Below are 17805 nucleotides of genomic sequence, written 5' to 3'. Positions count from 1 at the left end.
CGCCACGAGGCGCCGCTCGCTCGACCGGAGCGGCACGATGTCGAAGCTCCTCCTGAATTTCAAGCAACTTCTGGCGCCGCCCCGCGCCTCACGTGCCGCGCACGCCGAGCGACCCCGCGCGCGCCCCGCGCCTCCCGTGCCGCGAACGCCGAGCGACCCCGCGCGCCGCCGCGGCCTCTGCGGCGCGCTCCGCGGGGCCGGCGACCTCGACGGTCTGGTCGCGTCCGCGCCCCGGGTCGCAGGCCCCGCGGAGCCCGCCTGTCGCGGATGAGCCGACTCGCGCGCTCGAGAGCGCGCCACCGTGCTCGCTCCCGCCACCGCGCAGCGCGTGCGCGTCGCCCGTAACCCGCGCTCGCCGGCCCGGCGGTCCCCGGAACACCGGGCGCCGATGCGCCAGATCGTCAAAAATATCGGACACTTCGCGCCCATGTCGCGCCCTCGCGGAGCGCGCGCCGAGCGCGCTTTCACGTCGCGGGGACACCGTGGCACCCGGGTTGCTGCGCGCGGAGCGCGGCGCCGGACAATGCGCCGAGCACAGCGAGGTAGGAATGCGAAGCATCTATTATCTGGCAGGAGCGTGCGCGGTGATGGCCGTCGCGTGCATGGGCAAGGGGGACGAGCCGGAAGAGCCTGGAGAACCAGCGCCCGAAGAGATGGGCTTCGTCACGGTCCAGTGGGCGATCGAGGACGAGACCAGCGCCGAGCGATGCAGGGCGTACGGCGCGAGCGCGGTCGAGCTGCTCCTCATCAGCACGGACGACAACAAGGTCACGAAGCAGGTGGTCCCGTGCGAGCGGTTCGACACGAGCGTGCACGTCATGGCCGACGACTACGTCGGTACGATCACGCTCGTGGACGAGGACGGGAAGTCGGTCAGCGAGCCCCTCCCGGTGGGGCCCTTCGAGGTCTCCGGCGAGGAGCAGACGACGCGCAGGGTCAGCTTCCCCGCGGCCGGCGCGGCGGGCGACAGGCAGGGGGAGCGCACGCAGGGGGAGCGCGACGGGCGAGAGCGGCGGCGGGACACGCACCGGAACTAGGGCCCGCGCACCGGAGGTCCTGACGGATCTCTGCCCCTCGCTTCGCGATCGGACGCGCATGCCTGCCGCCGCGTCCGCGCGTCCCCATCCGAGCTCCCGGGCCTGGCGCGTCGTCGCCCGGCGAACCCCCTCTCCCTGGGCCGGACAGCCCGGAAGACCCCCCGCGCAACCAGGGACCCGCCCGAGCGACGCGCGCGCCGTCGCGCCCCCTCACGGCGCCGGCGGTGTCTCCTGGCGCGCGCCCCCGCGGACCTCCCGCCCCTCGACCAGCTTGAGGAGCTTCTCCTTCGTGGTCAGCCCCACGTGGCGCGCCACCTCCTTGCCCCCGGCGAACGCGATCACCGTCGGGAACGCGCGGATGCCGAAGCGGCGGGCCAGCGAGGGGTACCGGTCGCCGTCGACCGTCATCACCTCCAGGTGCCCCGCGCTCTCCGCCGCCAGCCGGTGCAGGATGGGCGTGAGGGCGCGGCACGGCGGGCACCACTGCGCGGTGAAATCGACCAGCACGGGCACCTGGGCTTCCAGCACCTCGGCGTCGAAGCGGAGATCGTCGATCTCGTGGACGGGGTTCATGGTCATGGCCTCCATGTCCGGCCAGGTCTCGAGATCGGCATCCATTACACCGCTCGCTCGCTGTAATGTCGCGGCGGCTCGAGACCTGACCCCGTAGACCATGGAATCCACCAACGACCCGGACGACATCCTGGGCCGGGTGTCGCACCTCGTGCGCGCGGAGCGCGCGGCGCTCGCGTCGCTGGCGCGGGCGGAGGGGGTGACGCCCGAGGACGCGGTCGACTGCGTGCAGGAGGGGCTCTGCACGCTGCTCACCCTCGCGCAGGGCGGGGCGCTCCCGGAGGACGTCGGCGCGTGGGGGGGCGTGCTCGCCGGGATCGTGCGCAACGCCGCGCGCAACCGGCGTCGCCGTCACTTCCGTGCCCGGCCGCACGTGGACCTCGACGCGCACCCGGAGGCCGCGACGGACACCCCGGCGACCGACGACGCGATCGCGCGCGCCGAGGAGCACGTCCGCCTGCGCGCGTGCGTCGAGGAGCTCTGCGAGATCCAGAAGGCGGTGGTGACGCTGCGGATGCTCGAGGAGCAGCCGGGCGAGGACGTCGCGCGCGCGCTCGGCATCTCCGCCGGGCACGTCGCGGTCCTCCTGCACCGCGCCAAGGCCGCGCTGCGCGCCTGCATGACGACGCCCCCCTGAGCGCGCGGCCGGGGCGGCGCGGGCAGCCGGGGCGCCCGCGGGGCGGCCGGCGGGGCGGCGCCTGGCGGGCGGCCGGGGCGCCCGCGGGGCGGCCGGCGGAGCGACGCCTGGCGGACGGGCGGCGCCTGGTTCTGCTATGTCTGCGCGGCACGCCATGAGCTCCCTTCCGCCTGCCGTGAGCCTCCTTGAGCCCGACGAGCCGCCTGCGTTCGAGGTCGTGAACCCCGAGGGGCGCTCCAGCGCGGTCCTGCTCTGCGACCACGCGTCGAACCTGGTCCCGCGGCGCCTCGCCCGGCTGGGCCTGTACGGCGAGGAGCTCTCCGAGCACATCGGCTGGGACCTCGGCGCGGCGCGCCTCTCGCGTCGCCTGTCCGCGCTGCTCGACGCCCCGCTCGTGCTCTCGGGCTACTCCCGCCTGGTCATCGACTGCAACCGGCCGCTCGGCTCGCCGACGTCCATCCCGCAGATCAGCGGCGGCGTGCCCATCCCCGGCAACGCCATCGACGCCGCCGAGGCCGAGGCGCGGGCCGAGGCCTGCTTCTGGCCCTACCACCGCGCCATCCGCGCGCTGCTCGACGCGCGGCGGGACGCCGGCGAGCGCACCGCGGTGCTCTGCGTCCACAGCTTCACGCCCTCGCTGCTCGGCGAGGACCGGCCCTGGCACGCGGCCGTCCTCTACGGGCGCGACCGGCGGCTCGCCGCGCGGTTCCTCGAGGCGCTGCGGCGCGATCCCGCGCTCTGCGTCGGGGACAACGAGCCCTACCGCGTCACCGAGGGCGGGGATTACTCGATCCCCGCGCACGGCGAGGCCCGTGGCCTCCCGCACCTGCTCCTGGAGATCCGCCAGGACGGCCTGGCCAGCGACGAGCAGGTCGAGGCCTGGGCGCAGCGCCTGGCCGCGATCTACCGGGAGATCGACCTCTCGCAGCTCGAAGCGCAGGCGTGACGGCCCGGGCGGGCGGCGCCGCCCCGCGTGGGCACGCGCTCGTCGCACGTCAGGATGTGATACGGAGTCTCCATGTCCCGAGACGTCGAGCTCCAGTGTCGTTGCGGAGAGGTCCACGGATGGCTGCGCGACGCGTCGCCGAGCGCGGTGAACCGCGTCGTCTGCTACTGTGACGACTGTCAGGCATTCTTGCACCACCTCGGCCGCGCGGACCTGCTCGACGCGCACGGCGGCTCCGACATCGTGCAGGTCGCGCCCTCGACGCTCTCGTTCGACCGCGGCGGCGAGCTCATCGCCGCCGTGCGCCTCACGCCCGGGGGCGCCTATCGGTGGTACGCGAGCTGCTGCAAGACGCCGCTCGGCAACACGGCGACGCCGCGGCTGCCGTTCGTCGGCATCTCCACCGAGCTGTTCCAGCAAGCGCCGGGCGCGCGCCCGTGCGACGAGGTCTTCGGCGCGCCGCGCGCCCGGATCCTGGGCAAGTTCGCGATCGGCGAGCCGCCGCCCGGGTCGGTGAGGCCGGACGTGCGCTTCCTCGCGCGCACGGTCCGGAAGCTGCTCGGCTGGAAGCTGCGCGGCAAGGCGTGGCCCAATCCGTTCTTCGACCGCGCGAGCGGCACTCCGAGCTACCCGGTCACGGTGCTGTCCAGGGCCGAGCGCGACGCGCTACGCCCGCTGTGCGGCCCGCGCTGAGTCGAGCGACACCAGGGCATCGAGGTCCGTGAGCCCCTGCGCCGTGGGCGGGGAGCACGGCGGGCTCCTCGAGCTGGCGGAGCGCGCCGGGAGCGCTTCGGTGGCCGCGGCGGGGGTTGCGCGGTCCTACATGGGGTGCGCAATCGGAGATTGAAGGTCCATTTCATACATCATCGATGCCGCATGCCGCCTCGGGGACCTCGGCCCCGCGCATGCCGCATGCTGCGGGGCCTCGCCGGCGCGCGAGCACATCGAATGGATCGGCCGGCCTCCGTGATGAAATCCGGGTCACGTTGCGCTCGACATCGATTCCGCCCATTGGTATGTTCGGGACGAATGCATTGCTTTGGTCATTCCCGCGCGGGGATCCCGCGGGAATAGAAAAGAACAGGCCACGCGGGCGCTGCGCCGGCGACGCTGCGCCCGCTCGGAGTACCCATGGGCTTCGACTTGCTCTTGCTTCACGCGCCGAGCGTCTACGACTTTCGCGAGCGTGACGACATCCTGTTCGCCTACCTGAGCAACTCGGACAGCGTCCATGTGAGCCCCATCTTCGAGATGCCGCCGGTCGGCATGCTCGCCATCAAGCAGCACATGAATCGCTGCGGGCTCACCTCCGAGTTCTTCAACGTGGCCTCGCAGATGCGGAGAGACCCTTCCTTCGACGTGGAGGAGTTCTTCCGTCGCGCGCCCCCCGCGCGCTGCGTCGGCATCGATCTCCACTGGCTCGCGCACGCGCACGGCGCGCTCGAGCTCGCCAGGATCTACAAGGAAATACACCCCTCCGCGAAGGTCGTCCTCGGCGGCATCGCGTCCACGTACTACCACGAGCAGCTCATCCAGTACCCTCAGGTCGACCTCGTGATGCGCGGCTATGACACGCTCGCGCCGCTCGAGGCGATGCTGAGGGCCGGCGACGACGAGGACGCGCTCTCCCGCGTGCCGAACCTGACCTGGAAGCGCCGAGGCGAGGCGCGCGTGAACGAGATGACGCACGTGCCCGCGACCTACTCGGCCGCGGTGGACTGGAGGGACGTCTTCGCGGGGCGGCGCGACGGGATCGTGCCCTATAACCTCGTCATCCCCCAGGCAGGATGCGAGTACAGCTGCACGTGGTGCGGCGGGAGCCGCTACTTCTTCCGGAAGTACATGGGGCTCAAGCGGCGCGTCCAGAAGACCCCGGAGCTCCTCAAGCTCGAGCTCGAGAGCATCGCCGCGTCGCGGACGCGCGCGCACACTCCTGATCGGCCTCCCCCGGCAGACCGTCGCGAGCGTGTGGGGGACCGTCGACTACTGCGAGCACCTCCTCAGGAAGTACCAGGGTCGAAGGGTGACGCCCTACATCTGCCCGATGCTGCCCTTCCTCGATCCCGGCAGCGAGATCTACGACGACCCGGAGAGGTTCGGTTATCGCATCTTCCACCGGACCATCGAGGAGCACCGCCGCGCGCTCCTCAGCATCAACTGGAAGCACCGGCTCAACGTCGAGACGGAGCACATGAGCCGGGACGACCTCGTGGACGTCTCGTACGGGGCCGTCCGGGCGCTCACGCTGCTGAAGAAGAAATACAAGGCGCTGCCGGGCGGCGTCGCGCGGTGGATCGTCGAGCGCATCGATCACACGCGGGAGCTGCTCGGGGCGATCGACGCCTTTCAGGCCATGGCCGAGGGCGCGCCGAAGGAGGCGATGGGGCGCGAGGTCAGGCGGAGGGTGCTGCAGTACAACCGGGAGCAGCTCCGCAGCGTGAGCAGCCAGCAGCGCCCGGTCGATTTCGGCTTCGCGGACCGCCAGTGGTTCGACACGGACGAGGCCTTCGAGCGCGTGATGCGCAGGGGACGGTGACATGAGCACACCCGAGATCAAGCAGGCACGGAGCGCAGGGATCACCGCCCTCGTGGCCGTTCTGCCGAAGTGGATCAGGACCAACGAGTACTGGCGCAAGAGGTATCCGGAGCGCTACGCCCGGGCGCCGGGGGCGAGGCCGCGGGCGGCGGCGCCGGTGCCGGGCGTCGCGCGGAGCGCGTACGACATCGAGATGGATCGCTACCTCGACGATCCGTTCCTCGGCGCGGTGGAGCGGCGCGTGGTCGGGCCGGGCGAGTCGTCCGTGACGCTCGCCGTGGCCGCGGCGCGGCAGGCGCTCGAGACGGCCGGCCTCACGCCCGGCGACATCGACCAGCTCGTCTCGAGCTCGATCTTCCCGGACCGCGTCGGGATCGGCGACGCGGGCTTCATCTCGAAGCAGCTGAAGCAGCGGGGCGGCTGCTTCCACGTCGAGGCGACGTGCAACGGCTCGCTGGTCTCCCTGCTGATCGCGAGCGCCTTCGTGCGCGCGGGCATGAAGCGCCGCGTGCTGGTCACGGCCGCCTGCAACTTCTCGAGGGCGATCGACGAGTCCTACCCGACCTCGCCGCTCACGGGCGACGGCGCCGGCGCGTTCGTGATCAGCGAGGTGGAGCCCGGCTACGGCCTGCTCGGGACCTACAGCCTCCAGACGGGGGAGTCCTGCGGCACGTGGATCCTCGACACCGCGCCTGACGAGACGGGGACCACGGAGGGCGGGCGCAAGATCCGGCTGCGCTCGGAGCCGACCATCCTGCACGTCTTCCGCAAAATTTACGAGCCCAGCCTCCATCAGGCCGTCAATGGAGCGCTCGAGGCCGCGAACGTGAGGCTCGAGGACATCGACTTCTTCATCTTCAGCGCCTCCGTCGCCTGGTTCTCCCCGTTCTGCGTCCGCGCGCTGGGGATCGATCCGGCGCGCACGCTCGACACCTATCCGCTCTACGCGAACATGGCGAACGCCATGCTGCCGGTGGGCCTGCACCGCGCCGCGCTGACCGGCCGCCTCCGCCGCGATGATCTCGTGTTGATCTACGGCTTCGGCGGCCAGTCGGAGAGCACCGCGGCGGTCCTCCGGTGGGGGGATGTCGCGCTCGGGCCCGAGCCGCCCGCGGGCGAGATCGTGCCGTGAACGCTGCGCGCCAGGAGGAGCTCATGGAAGACATCAAGGGCAAGGTGAAGGACTTCATTCTCACGCACGTTCTCCCGGGCGAGTCCCCCGCGAACCTCCGGGACGACACCCCGCTCCGGAGCAACGGCATCCTCGACTCCATCAGCACGTTGAGGTTGATCCAGTTCGTCGAGGCCCAGTTCGAGATCGAGGTCTCGATCGGCGACGCGAACTCGTCGAGCTTCAACAGCATCGACAGCATCGCCGCCTACGTCGCCGCGAAGAAGGCGGCCGGGTGAGCCGCGTGGAGCCCCCCCGTCGCCCGGACCACCTGGCCGCCTACCTCGAGGCCAGCGCCGCGCGCGTCCCCGACCGCGTCGCGGTGGTCGACGTCGACGGCGCGCCCCTCACGTTCGCGACGCTGGACGACCGCGCGGAGCGCGTCGCGGCCTTCCTGCGGTCGCGGGGCGTCGGGCCGGGCGATCGGGTCGGCTTCATCCTCTCGAAGGGCGCCGCGGCGCTCGCGGTCCTGTTCGGCGCCCTGAAGGCCGGCGCCGCCTACGTGCCGATCGACGCCGGCGCCCCCGCGGAGCGCAACCGCGCGATCCTCGCCGGCTGCGGCGTCCGGGCGCTGTTCGCGCTCCCGCGCAACCTCGAGGCGCTCGTGGCCATCGCGCCGCCGGCGCTGCCGGAGACGGTGGTCGTGGTTCCGCCCCCCGGCGGCGGCGCGGCCGACGACGGGGGCGCGCCCCGAGCGCTCGCCGGCGCGGCGATCCCCTTCTGCGACGTGCTCGCGCACGCGCGCGCCCCCCTGGAGGGGAGGGCGCGCCGCGCGTCCGATCTCGCCTGTATCCTGTACACCTCGGGCTCCACCGGCGTCCCCAAGGGGGTCATGATCACGCACGAGAGCGCCGTGAGCTTCGTGGAGTGGTGCTCCGAGGTCTTCGCGCTCACGCCGGAAGATCGCTTCTCCAGCCACGCCCCTCTTCATTTCGATCTCTCGGTCTTCGACATTCACGTCAGCCTGAAGCACGGCGCGCAGGTCCACCTGATCCCCGAGGACGTCGGCCAGGACCCGCGCGCGCTCGCGCGCTTCATCGCCGACCGGCGGCTCACCGTGTGGTACTCGGCGCCGTCCGTCCTCGCGCTCATGGCCCAGCTCGGCGGCCTCGAGCGCGTCGACGCGAGCGCGCTGCGCCTCGTGCTCTTCGCCGGCGAGGTGTTCCCCGTCAGGCACCTGCGGCGCCTCGTCGAGCTCTGGCCTGGCCCCGAGTACTACAACCTCTACGGTCCGACGGAGACCAACGTCTGCACGTTCGCGCGCGTCCCGACGCCCATACCCCAGGATCGGATCGAGCCTTATCCCATCGGCGACCCGTGCTCGCACTGCGCCGCCCTCGTGCTCGACCAGGAGGGGCGGCCGGTGGAGGCCGGCGGGTGCGGGCTCCTGTACATCAGCGGCCCCTCGGTCTTCGCGGGGTACTGGGGGGCGCCCGACGAGACCGCGGCGCGCTTCATCGAGCGGGACGGGCGGCGCTGGTTCAACACGGGCGACGTCGTCCGCGTCGAGCCCGGCGCCGGGTACGTCTATGTCGGGCGCCTCGATCGCATGGTGAAGCGCCGCGGTCACCGCATCGAGCTCGGCGAGGTGGAGAGCGGCCTGTACCGGCACGAGCAGACGCGCGAGGCCGCGGTCGTCGCCGTGAACGAGCCCGAGGGCGTGAGGATCGTGGCCTTCCTCGTCAGCCGGACCGGCGCGCGCCCGACCCTCGTCGAGCTCAAGCGGCACTGCGCCGCGGTGCTCCCCTCGACCATGAGCCCAGACGCCTTCCTCTTCCTCGACGCCCTGCCGCGGACGTCGACCGGGAAGGTGGACTATCAAGCGCTCGCCCGGCTCGTCCCCGCGGGCGCCGGCGAGCCTAACCCCCGGAGTCGATGAGCGCGCCATGGACTGGCTGCTTTCCGAAGAGCAGATGAACCTCCAGCGCGAGGCGATCAAGTTCGCCCGCTCGGCCCTCTCGGGCGACATGATCGAGCGCGATCGGCGCGACGGCTTCGACCGGGAAGGGTGGCAGAGGTGCGCCGAGTTCGGCCTGCTCAGGGCGCCGATCCCGAAGGAGCACGGGGGCATGGGGCTCGGCCTCTCCGGCACCATCGCGCTCATGGAGGGGCTCGGCTACGGCGCGCGGGACCTGGGGCTGCTGTTCTCGCTGAACGCGCACCTCTGGACCAACTCGATCCCCATCGTGCTCCACGGCACGGAGGAGCAGCGCCGCAAGTACCTGGAGCCGCTCTCGGACGGTACGCTGATCGGCGCGAACGGCGCCAGCGAGCCGGACGCCGGCTCCGACGTCTTCGCCATGAGGACCCGCGCGGAGCGCCGCGGGGACCACTATGTGCTGAACGGCGCGAAGACGTTCGTCACCAACGCCCCTGTCGCGGGCCTGTTCGTGGTCTATGCCACGCTCGACCCCTCGCTCGGCCCGATGGGGGTGACCGCCTTCCTCGTGGAGCGCGGCACGCCGGGGCTCCACGTCGGGAAGGAGCTCAAGAAGATGGGTCTCCGCACCTCGCCGATGGCGGAGGTCCACTTCGACGAGTGCAGGGTCCCGGCGGCGAACCGGCTCGGGCGAGAGGGCAGGGGGGTCGAGGTCTTCGAGTGCTCGATGGAGTGGGAGCGCGGGGCCATCCTCGCGAGCTGCCTCGGCGTCCTCCGCCGCCAGCTCGAGGCGTGCGTCGCGCACGCGCGCCAGCGCAAGCAGTTCGGTCAATCCATCGGCAAGTTCCAGTCCGTCGCCAACCTGATCGTGGACATGAAGGTCCGCATCGAGGCGTGCCGGCCGCTGGTGTACCGGATCGGCCAGCTCAAGGATCGGAATCAGCCGTCGTTCATGGAGTCGGCGATCGCCAAGCTGCACGTCTCCGAGAGCTACGTGCAGTCGAGCATCGACGCGGTCCGCGTCTTCGGCGGCTACGGATACATGGTCGAGCAGGAGGTCGAGCGGGATCTGCGCGACGCGATGGGCAGCCTCCTCTACTCGGGGACCTCCGAGATCCAGCGCGCGATCATCGCCCGGTGCCTGGGGCTCTGAGGGACGCGGGGCCTCGCAGCGCGTGAGAGCGCCTTGCAGGATCCGAACTTACCGAGCCCCGCGCGGTCGCGGTCACCCGCCCTGCGCGCGCCGGTGTCGCCCGCGGGGAGCTGTCCGCCCGAGCTTACGAAGGGCCGCAGCGGATCGTGCGCCATGCCTGAGGTGGGCGACCGGGAAGGCATCGGCGTCCTCTCGCCGGGGATGCTCGGGCGCGCGCTCCTCGGTGCCGCGGGGACGGCTCCAGTGCTAGATTCTTGGGTATGGTTCTACCTGCCCCCGGGACACCGCGACCGCCGGGATCCTCCCTGATCGCTCCGACCACGGAAGAATGGCGTGCGATGAGCCCGGCAGAGCGCGAGCGCCTGCTGGTCAGGGTCCTCGACGCCCTGTCGGACCCGCGGAGCGCGATGGCGGAAGGGCGGCCCCATCACAGGGCCAAGGGGCGGGCGATCGACATGCTCACCCTGCACTTCGGATCCACCGGGCGCGTCATCTACCTCGCCGAGGAGCTGGCGGTCCTCTACCCGGGTGAAGAGGTGTTCGTCCCGGATATCCTCGCGGTGCTGGACGTGCCCCAGCCCGAGGACGATCCGCGGATGGCGTGGGTGGTGGCCGAGGAGGGCAAGGGGCTGAGCCTGGTCCTGGAGGTCGTCCATCAGGGCGACCGGACCAAGGATCTCGTCGCCAACGTCGAGCGTTACGCGCGCCTGGGCATCCCGGAGTACTTCGTCTACGACCGGCTCCGGCAGCAGGTCCACGGCTACCGCCTGCCCGCGCCCGATGCCACGCGCTACCAGCGCATCGTGCCGCAGATGGGGCGCCACGCTTCGGCCGTGCTGGACCTCGACCTGGCGGTCGTCGGCGATCGGCTCCAATTATTCCATGGTATGGCCGAGCTGTTCGGCTCCGCGGACCTGATCGGTCGGCTGAAAGGGATGATGGAGAGCCTCGAAGCAAGGGCCGAGCAGGCCCAGGCCCAGGCCGAGCAGGCCATGAGGGGCTTGCGAGAGGCGATCCTGGCCGCGCTGGAGATGCGCCGGATGCCGTGTCCGGACGAAGCGCGCGCCCGCCTGCTGTCCTGTCAGGAACCAGCGACGCTGCAGCGCTGGCTCCTGCGGGCGATGAACGCTGGCACCCTCGATGACGTCTTCGCCGAATGAGACGTCGTGCGGTTCGCTCAGCGTCCACGCGCTCCGGTGCGCGTAACGCGCTGACGCGTGGAGTCTGGTGAGCGACCACGAGGACGCCGCGCCACCACGGCGTCCAGGCTCAGCAGCGCTCCGCTTCCCGGAGGCGACGCCGGTGGGCTCAGGCCCCGGCCCCGCCGCGAGCCGGCCTGGCACAGCGTTCGCCTGTGCTCCGCTCCCGGATGGGCCCATCCGCTCCCGGACGGGCGCACGGGGGGGCACCAAGGGAGAGCGCGCGATGAAGGTTCTGGTCACCGGCGGCACAGGCGTGGTGGGCCCGGAGGTGGTGTGGCGGCTGCTCCGGCGAGGGCACGGCGTGCGGCTCCTGTCGCGCCACGCGAGCGGGCATCGCAGGTCGTTCGAGGGCGACGTCGAGGCGTTCGACGCCGACATCGGCGACGCCTCGTCGGTGCGCGGCGCCGCCGAGGGGTGCGATGCGGTGATCCACCTCGCGGCGGTGGTCGCCGAGCGGCCGCCGGCGGTCACGTTCGAGCGCGTCAACGTCGAGGGTACCCGCAACGTCGTCGCCGAGGCCGAGCGGGCGCGCGTCCAGCGCCTCGTCCACGTCTCGTCGCTCGGCGCCGACCGGGGCGCGTCGGCCTACCGCCGAGCGGCTCATCGCGCTGGTGCGCGACCGGTTCCCGGCGCTCACGCCGCGCGCGACGCTCGTGGTCGGCGCCGAGCCCGAGGGCGCGACGCGCATCGAGTCCGGCGCGACCCTGACCATGGCCCTGCCGCTGCGCGGGCACGTCCAGGTGCGCGTCGAGGAGGTCGCGCCGCGCGCCATCACGCTCGCCACGCTCGAGGGCCACCCGCTCGCCGGCGCGGTGCGCTTCCTGGCCGAGCCCGCCGGCGACGGGGCGGTCGGCTTCGAGGTGCAGACAGGACCCCGACGAGCGCGAGGGCAACGCCTTCGAGCGCTGGCTGGAGGAGCTCATCCTCCGCCGCGTGCGGCGCGAAGGCGCCGCCGCGACGGCGGCCGGCTGAGGGCAGGGGAGGGCGGTGTCGCGTCATGCCCCGGCCGGGGGCGCGGCGCGGTGCAGCCCGCCATAGCCGCCGCGGCGCGGCGCGGTGCAGCCCGCCACAGCCGCCGCGGCGCAGCGCGGGGCAGCCCACCACAGCCGCCGCGGCCCTGCTGCGGCGAGCCCTCAGCGCCTGCGGCGAGGCCCCGCTACGACCTCGGCCGCGGTGGCGGCGGTGGCCGCGCGCTTGAGCCATCGCCGCAGCTTGCTCAGCTCGTGGCAGTCGGCGATCGCGCGCGCCACCTCGGCCGGCACCTGGACCCTGCGCGACCGCAGCACGGTGGTGATGGCCTCCTGGGCCATCCTGATCTCGCCGGTCGCCTCGCCGCGCGCCTCGCCGCGCGCCTCGCCGCGCGCCTCGCCGCGCGCCTCGCCCTCGGCGAGCGCCGCCTCGAGCGCGGGCACGCGCTTCTCGAGCAGCGCGCAGGCCGCGGCGTCGTCCGAGGCCGCGGCGTCGAGCAGCGCCTGGATGGGCAGCGGGCGCACGAAGCACGGATCCTCGATGGTCGCATCGTTCGGCAGCGGCCGCCACCCGTCGGTCTCGCGCGACCACTCCAGCACCCGGCGGTGCTTCACCAGGATGCAGAACACCCGCCGCACGCCCCGCTCGATGAGCCGGCGCGCCTTGATGGTCGGCACGGCGAGGGCCTGCTTGTCGCTGACCTCGAAGGCGAGCTCCTCCAGGCGCCGGCGGCCACCGCGGTCGGGCTTGAGCGCGAACACGCTGGCGTCCGGCGCGTAGTCGCTGCCCTCGTCGACCCGGGTGAGCATGTCGACCGCACCCCGGTAGCCCCTGGCGACGTGGGCGCCGAGGACGTAGGTCAGATCGAAGTGCTGGGTCGCATGGGGCGCGTCGGCCGGGGCGGCGAACATCTCGGCGCCGTCGAGGTACTCCACCCGCGTCTCCGGCGGGGCCAGCCGGTCATCGACGTGCGGGCGCGCCCGGGACGCGGGGGCATGGAGCCTGCGGCCGGGCGCGTCCACGCCGGGCGCGAGCAACCCGTGATCGCGCTTGCTCATCATGAGCGCAGCATAGCGCGGCCAGCGCTCGGCAGGGACCGGAACGCCGGCGGCGCTCGCCCTCAGACCCCCGGGCCCAGACAGCCGAGCTGGTACAGCCCCATCCATCCGACCTCCGGATCCGTGCACGCACCCTCCCTGAGCTGCGCGATGAAGTCCTCGATCGGCTTCTCGATCACGTCGATGAACTCGGTCTCGTCCAGCGATTGCGCCGCCCTTCGCGCGCAGTCCAGGGCCAGGAACGCGTGTCGCTCGATCGTCGAGTACGCGCACTCGAGCGGGCGCCCGAGCGGCACGAGCGCCCCGGCGACATACCCCGTCTCCTCGAGCAGCTCGCGCGCCGCCGCCTCCTCCGGGGTCTCGCCCGGCTCGACGCCGCCCCCGGGGAGCTCGTCGAGGATCCGGTCAGGCCCCGGCCTGTACTGGCGCGCCAGGATCACCTTTCCTTCCTGGGACATGGCGAGGACGCAGACGACGGGCCCCTCTTTCTTGAGCGAGAACGTCTGGACCGTCCCGTCCGGGAGCTCGAACCGGACGTCCTCGATCCGCCGCCACGGCGAGTGCTCGTGTACGCGTCGCTCCAGTGCCTTCCACCGCGTGACCGTCATGGGAGCCCTCTATAGGGGCGTCCGACCGCGCAGGGTACCGCGAACCGGACCGCCGCCGCGGCTCACCCGCCGAAGCCGCCGGCCGCCGTCCTGGAGAACGACGCGCCCCCCTGGCTGGCGCGCACCGCCGACCGGGAGAACAGCGCGAACGCCTTGCGGACGTCGGCCGCGTCGCTCTTCGGCGTCAGGATCCAGCGATCCTCGATCCCCATGTCGCGGAAGACGGCGCGGAAATCGGTGCTCCCGTCGTCGATGCCGATCGCCGCCACGATGTGGGCCTCGGAGCGGCGCATGTCGCGGACGAGCGCGCACACGTCCCTGGCCCTGGCCCACGTCGAGCCCGCGTCGGCGCCGTCGGAGATGATGAGCGTGACCGTGCGCGCCGGGACCCCGCTCTGCGCGAACTCCTGCGCCTTCGCGATCACCGTCCCGAGCAGCACCACCGCCTGGTCGTAGAGCGGCGTGCCGAGCGCGGGATTGTAGTTCTTCGCATCCATCTTCACCGCCTGAGCGATCGGGCAATACGGATAGAGCACCGAGCCGTTCAGATACCGGTTGTGGGCCAGGATGGAGTCGCGCTGCCCGGAGTCGGCGAGGGCGTCGATCACCAGGTTGTGCCCGTCCCGCACCGCCCCCGCGTTGCCGGCGAACTTGATGGAGCCCGAGTCGTCGGGCATCACCGTGACCAGCACGACCTCCGACGACGCCACGTCGTCCACGTGCACCCCGAACCCGGCCTGGATCTGGGCGCCGAGATCCGTGATGTGCAGCGCCTGCATCGCCTCGGGCGAGAGCGCCCCCTCGTCCCGCGCCGCCTCGAACAGCCGCTCGACGTCGAGCGAGCCACCGCGATTCATCGTGTTGCCGTCGTCCTTGCTCATGTTCATCGGAACCTCCACGGTGATACGTTCAAGGGCGCTGGCGCCGTTCCTCAACGCGCCAGGCCTCGCGGCGCTACGCGAGCCAGCGCGAGATCGGGTCGGTGCTCTTCACGAGGTTCATCCCGGCGGCGGCGAAGCGGCCGAGCGCCCTGTCCGCCTCGGCGGTGAAGTCGGCGAGGAAGCCGCCCTTCCCGTCAGGCACGGTGACCGACGACATGCAGTCGGTCATCACGTGGATCTTCTTCGCGAGCGCGCGATCGGTGAGCGCGATCTCGGTCAGGATGTCCTCGATCGAGCTGCGCACGCAGTGGCTCGCGGCCTGGCCGGCGATGATCACCGCGTCCGCGTGGAGCAGGGTCCTCAGGAACTGGGTGCTCCGCTGCGCGAGCGGCTGGCCGTCGTGCCGCGTGAGCACCTCGGGCTGCATCACCGAGTAGTTCTCGGTGAGCGGGTTGCCGCCCTTGACCTCCACCCACGACTGCGCCCCTCGCGCGAACGCGTGGAACATCCGCGCCTCGTGCACCACGCCCGCGAGCGCGTGCCCGTCGCTCCCGAGGATGCAGTGGGGCGGCCAGAGGTACAGCCTGTACTTGCCCGCCTTCTCGAGCTCCTCGCAGTAATACCGGACCTGCTTCATCAGCCACGGGTAGCTCCCGCCGCAGAGCCACCGCGCCACCGCCGGGTTGGGCCGCACCTCGCCCGCGTCGATCTGCGACGTCGTGATCTCGCGGTGCGCGGCGAGCGGCCGGTCGTCGCGGTCCACCCAGAAGGCCGGGAAGAAGATCTGGTAGGCGAAGTGGGTGTCCATCGTGGCGGTGATGTTCGTGATCGACGCGAGGTTCCTGTAGACGAACTCGGCGATGCGCCGGCTGTCGTCGACGGCGCCCGCGCCGCTCCTGCCGGCGACGTAGAGCGAGCCCTGCGGGAAGCAGAAGTCCTTCTGCACGTCGATGAGCAGGAGGTGGACGTTCCGCGCGTCGCTGGCCGACGGCTTGACGTCGTGCGCCTTGCGCCAGTCGGCGGCGGCGGCGTGGAGCGCCCCCTCGTCGGGGTGGTACCCCCACCGCGCGGCGTTCTTCGGATCATAGAAGGCGGGAAGCGGGAGCTCTGTCGATTGCATGATCTCTTCTCCTCTCGACTCGATCGGCCCGCGCGCGCGGGCCGGGACCCACGATGAACTCACGAGATGCGAAGCAAGGTGATCGCCCGCGCGTCGACGACGAACAGCCCCTCGGGCCCGACGAGGAGCCGCGAGGCCTGGGTCACGAACGGCTCCGTGCCGGGGAAGCGCCGGGCCTCGACGAGGGCTCCGCCCCGGACCTCGACGCGGACGACGCCGGCGTCGGTCGCGGAGAGCAGGAACCCCGAGGCCGCGCACTTGCCGGTGAGCGCGCCGAGCCATGAGCCGCCCTCGGCCTCGCCGTCGGCCGTGGCCTCCACCGCGCCGTCCTCGCGCACGACCACGCAGCGGTGCACGACGCGCCCGGCCTGCTCCGCCGCGAGGAACAGCCACGCGCGCCCGCGGCCGCCCCGCGGCGGAGAGCCCGGGTCGGCGTCGAACACGCACGTGGCCGCGGTGAGCTTGCCGCCGGGGAAGGGCAGCTTGACCGTGTCCTTGAGCCCTGGCCGCTCGGCGTCGAAGACGAACGCGATCGACACGTCCCCGGCGCGGTAGAAGCCGAGCCCGAAGCGGGGCCCTGCCCAGAAGACCGTCTGTCCGGCGAGGACATCGCCGATCGGCACCTCGCCCGCCTCGCCCGACAGCACCCCGGCGCCCGGCGCGCCGCTGCGCAAGAGCTGCCCTCCGCGCGCGACGTAGCGGTGTCGCGCGTTGACATCGAACATCGGCCTCGCGCCCACGCAGTCCACCGGGAGCCGCTCCGGCGCCGCGCCCGGCGAGAGCACCACGAGCTCGCCGCCCCGGCCGATCAAGGTCGCGTCCCCCTGGACCGCGAACCGCATCGCGGGGTGAGGCGCGCCGGACATCACCACGGCGCCGTCTTCCCGCCGGAATCGCCCGTCCTCGTGCACCAGGTAGCGGAGCCCCGAGGCCCCGACCGACGCCGCCAGGACGGCGCCGCGCGTGCGGAGGACCTGCGTGACGAGGAGCTCGCCGTGGACGGCGACGGTCTCCCGCACGGCGGCGGGCGCCGCGCCCGCGCAGGTCGGGCACGCGGGCCGCGCGTGCTCCACGCCGCACGACGGGCACCGCGTGAAGGCGAGCTCCTGGAGAAGCCGGCGCGGGAACACGCCGCGCTGGTCCTCGACGAAGATCCGGTAGAGCGCCTGGAGCAGATCGTCCGGCAGGACACGGTAGGGGATCGCCGGCCTCGGATACCGCACCTCGGGATCGAACACCGTGATGCGGCGGAGCGGCCTCGCGCACTGCGGTACGCGCGCCGCCGCGGATCGCGGCCGGTGGACCCCGCCGTGGGGCCCCACGCAGAGCAGGCTCTGCATCACCATCACGGCGAACGCGTACCAGTCCGAGTCCTGCGAATACGGCCTCACGAGCGCCGGCCGGGGGAGGGAAGGATCGCAGAGCAGCGGATCGACGAAGCGCTCGGTGAACATCTGACAGAGGAACGGGCCGAACTGGAAGCTGTCGGCGTCGATGACGAACGCCTCCCCGGCGGCGACGAGCACGTTGAGATCGTTGAAGTCGCCGATCACCACGCCTCGCCGGTGGATCGCCTCCACGGTCCGGTGCAGCCCCGCGAGCACCGGGGCGATCGCGGCCGCCGAGAGCCCGCCGTGGCGCATCGCCGGCTCGCCGTACCGGAGCAGCGGCTCCGCGCCGCGCACGAGGCGCATGGCATACCCCACGACGCGCCGCCGCCGCCGGTCGGTGGCGAGCTCGAGCGGCGCGATCACGGCGTCGGGCAGCCCTCCCGGGAACGCGCGCAGCTTGTCCTGGTGCTGCTCGATGCGGCCCTCCGCGGCGCGCTGCTCGGCGTCCTGCCCCGCGTAATCCGGGTGATCGGGCGTCTTCCAGACCTTGAGCGCCCTGCCGTCGCCGAGGTCGAAGACGTCCGCCTCCCCGCCCTTGCCGAGCGAGGCGCGAGGGTCGAGCCGGATCCGCTTTCCACCGAGATAGACGTCCACCTTCGCCTCCTCCGGGCGTGAATCGAGCCCCGTTGTCCCCCCGCGCTCCC

The 17805-nt window shown here is 72.4% G+C and carries 17 protein-coding genes and 1 pseudogene; 12 read left to right on the top strand and 6 right to left on the bottom strand.

Going from position 1 to position 17805, the window contains the following annotated elements; translation table 11 throughout:
• Positions 1–548 precede the first annotated feature (548 nt).
• Positions 549–1037, top strand: coding sequence for a hypothetical protein (locus WMF31_RS26605; RefSeq protein ID WP_436604631.1), 489 nt, complete (start codon positions 549–551; stop codon positions 1035–1037).
• Positions 1038–1247: 210 nt separating this feature from the next.
• Here WMF31_RS26605 and WMF31_RS26600 read toward each other — a convergent pair whose 3' ends face one another.
• Positions 1248–1655 carry a thioredoxin family protein gene (locus WMF31_RS26600; RefSeq protein ID WP_436604630.1) on the bottom strand — a complete coding sequence of 136 codons (408 nt, stop codon included), beginning with the start codon at positions 1653–1655 and terminating at the stop codon, positions 1248–1250.
• A 55-nt stretch (positions 1656–1710) separates the two neighbouring features.
• On the opposite strand from WMF31_RS26600, the gene WMF31_RS26595 reads away from it, so the two are divergent.
• The 11 genes and pseudogenes from WMF31_RS26595 to WMF31_RS26545 all read left to right on the top strand — a co-directional run bounded on the left by WMF31_RS26595 (position 1711) and on the right by WMF31_RS26545 (position 12332).
• A complete protein-coding gene (locus WMF31_RS26595) occupies positions 1711–2247 on the top strand; it encodes an RNA polymerase sigma factor (protein ID WP_436604629.1) in 537 nt (178 codons plus the stop codon).
• A 154-nt stretch (positions 2248–2401) separates the two neighbouring features.
• The gene (locus tag WMF31_RS26590; protein WP_436604628.1) at positions 2402–3193 is read left to right on the top strand and encodes an N-formylglutamate amidohydrolase; all 792 of its coding nucleotides are present in this window, start codon (positions 2402–2404) and stop codon (positions 3191–3193) included.
• 72 nt (positions 3194–3265) lie between these two features.
• Positions 3266–3886 (top strand): DUF6151 family protein, encoded by a 621-nt coding sequence (locus WMF31_RS26585; RefSeq protein WP_436604627.1) that lies wholly within the window; start codon positions 3266–3268, stop codon positions 3884–3886.
• A 438-nt stretch (positions 3887–4324) separates the two neighbouring features.
• Positions 4325–4714, top strand: a pseudogene (locus WMF31_RS26580) (cobalamin-dependent protein); the annotation flags it as partial.
• Between the two features lie 445 nt (positions 4715–5159).
• On the top strand, positions 5160–5729 hold the full coding sequence (locus tag WMF31_RS26575; RefSeq protein ID WP_436606651.1) for a hypothetical protein: 570 nt from the start codon (positions 5160–5162) through the stop codon (positions 5727–5729).
• A 1-nt stretch (position 5730) separates the two neighbouring features.
• Positions 5731–6861 carry a 3-oxoacyl-ACP synthase III family protein gene (locus tag WMF31_RS26570; protein WP_436604626.1) on the top strand — a complete coding sequence of 377 codons (1131 nt, stop codon included), beginning with the start codon at positions 5731–5733 and terminating at the stop codon, positions 6859–6861.
• The gene (locus WMF31_RS26565; protein ID WP_436604625.1) at positions 6858–7139 is read left to right on the top strand and encodes a phosphopantetheine-binding protein; all 282 of its coding nucleotides are present in this window, start codon (positions 6858–6860) and stop codon (positions 7137–7139) included. Before WMF31_RS26570 ends, WMF31_RS26565 begins: the two co-directional genes overlap by 4 nt.
• Positions 7136–8779 carry an amino acid adenylation domain-containing protein gene (locus tag WMF31_RS26560; RefSeq protein ID WP_436604624.1) on the top strand — a complete coding sequence of 548 codons (1644 nt, stop codon included), beginning with the start codon at positions 7136–7138 and terminating at the stop codon, positions 8777–8779. The genes WMF31_RS26565 and WMF31_RS26560 overlap by 4 nt, the downstream gene beginning before the upstream one ends.
• A 7-nt stretch (positions 8780–8786) precedes the next feature.
• Positions 8787–9932, top strand: coding sequence for an acyl-CoA dehydrogenase family protein (locus tag WMF31_RS26555; protein WP_436604623.1), 1146 nt, complete (start codon positions 8787–8789; stop codon positions 9930–9932).
• A gap of 338 nt (positions 9933–10270) precedes the next feature.
• Positions 10271–11092 carry a Uma2 family endonuclease gene (locus WMF31_RS26550; protein WP_436604622.1) on the top strand — a complete coding sequence of 274 codons (822 nt, stop codon included), beginning with the start codon at positions 10271–10273 and terminating at the stop codon, positions 11090–11092.
• 265 nt (positions 11093–11357) lie between these two features.
• Entirely contained in the window at positions 11358–12332 is a 975-nt protein-coding gene (locus tag WMF31_RS26545) for an NAD-dependent epimerase/dehydratase family protein (protein ID WP_436604621.1), read from the top strand.
• On the opposite strand, the gene WMF31_RS26540 is transcribed toward WMF31_RS26545, so the two are convergent.
• The 5 genes from WMF31_RS26540 to WMF31_RS26520 form a co-directional block, all read right to left on the bottom strand.
• Positions 12268–13164, bottom strand: a complete 897-nt coding sequence (locus WMF31_RS26540) for a Uma2 family endonuclease (protein ID WP_436604620.1) — start codon at positions 13162–13164, stop codon at positions 12268–12270. The two genes, WMF31_RS26545 and WMF31_RS26540, sit on opposite strands and share 65 nt — an antisense overlap.
• A 59-nt stretch (positions 13165–13223) precedes the next feature.
• Positions 13224–13769: an NUDIX hydrolase gene (locus tag WMF31_RS26535; RefSeq protein ID WP_436604619.1), complete on the bottom strand. Its 546-nt coding sequence runs from the start codon at positions 13767–13769 to the stop codon at positions 13224–13226.
• Between the two features lie 62 nt (positions 13770–13831).
• Positions 13832–14656 carry a hypothetical protein gene (locus tag WMF31_RS26530; protein ID WP_436604618.1) on the bottom strand — a complete coding sequence of 275 codons (825 nt, stop codon included), beginning with the start codon at positions 14654–14656 and terminating at the stop codon, positions 13832–13834.
• Between the two features lie 67 nt (positions 14657–14723).
• Positions 14724–15770 (bottom strand): nicotinamidase, encoded by a 1047-nt coding sequence (locus tag WMF31_RS26525; RefSeq protein WP_436604617.1) that lies wholly within the window; start codon positions 15768–15770, stop codon positions 14724–14726.
• Between the two features lie 59 nt (positions 15771–15829).
• Positions 15830–17755 (bottom strand): hypothetical protein, encoded by a 1926-nt coding sequence (locus tag WMF31_RS26520; protein WP_436604616.1) that lies wholly within the window; start codon positions 17753–17755, stop codon positions 15830–15832.
• Between the last annotated feature and the right edge of the window lie 50 nt (positions 17756–17805).

Origin of the sequence: Sorangium sp. So ce1036 (assembly GCF_051369805.1) — a bacterium.
In the GTDB taxonomy this organism is placed as follows: Bacteria; Myxococcota_A; Polyangia; order Polyangiales; family Polyangiaceae; genus Sorangium; species Sorangium cellulosum_F.
Note: the sequence above shows the minus strand (reverse complement) of the source record. Positions and strands in the feature narration are given on the sequence as shown.

Coding starts and splice junctions, on each gene's coding strand:
- WMF31_RS26525 (WP_436604617.1), bottom strand. CDS start 15,770: ATGCAATCGACAGAGCTCCCGCTTCCCGCCTTCTATGATCCGAAGAAC.
- WMF31_RS26540 (WP_436604620.1), bottom strand. CDS start 13,164: ATGATGAGCAAGCGCGATCACGGGTTGCTCGCGCCCGGCGTGGACGCG.
- WMF31_RS26605 (WP_436604631.1), top strand. CDS start 549: ATGCGAAGCATCTATTATCTGGCAGGAGCGTGCGCGGTGATGGCCGTC.
- WMF31_RS26585 (WP_436604627.1), top strand. CDS start 3,266: ATGTCCCGAGACGTCGAGCTCCAGTGTCGTTGCGGAGAGGTCCACGGA.
- WMF31_RS26570 (WP_436604626.1), top strand. CDS start 5,731: ATGAGCACACCCGAGATCAAGCAGGCACGGAGCGCAGGGATCACCGCC.
- WMF31_RS26535 (WP_436604619.1), bottom strand. CDS start 13,769: ATGACGGTCACGCGGTGGAAGGCACTGGAGCGACGCGTACACGAGCAC.
- WMF31_RS26600 (WP_436604630.1), bottom strand. CDS start 1,655: ATGGATGCCGATCTCGAGACCTGGCCGGACATGGAGGCCATGACCATG.
- WMF31_RS26545 (WP_436604621.1), top strand. CDS start 11,358: ATGAAGGTTCTGGTCACCGGCGGCACAGGCGTGGTGGGCCCGGAGGTG.
- WMF31_RS26595 (WP_436604629.1), top strand. CDS start 1,711: ATGGAATCCACCAACGACCCGGACGACATCCTGGGCCGGGTGTCGCAC.
- WMF31_RS26550 (WP_436604622.1), top strand. CDS start 10,271: ATGAGCCCGGCAGAGCGCGAGCGCCTGCTGGTCAGGGTCCTCGACGCC.
- WMF31_RS26530 (WP_436604618.1), bottom strand. CDS start 14,656: ATGAACATGAGCAAGGACGACGGCAACACGATGAATCGCGGTGGCTCG.
- WMF31_RS26590 (WP_436604628.1), top strand. CDS start 2,402: ATGAGCTCCCTTCCGCCTGCCGTGAGCCTCCTTGAGCCCGACGAGCCG.
- WMF31_RS26555 (WP_436604623.1), top strand. CDS start 8,787: ATGGACTGGCTGCTTTCCGAAGAGCAGATGAACCTCCAGCGCGAGGCG.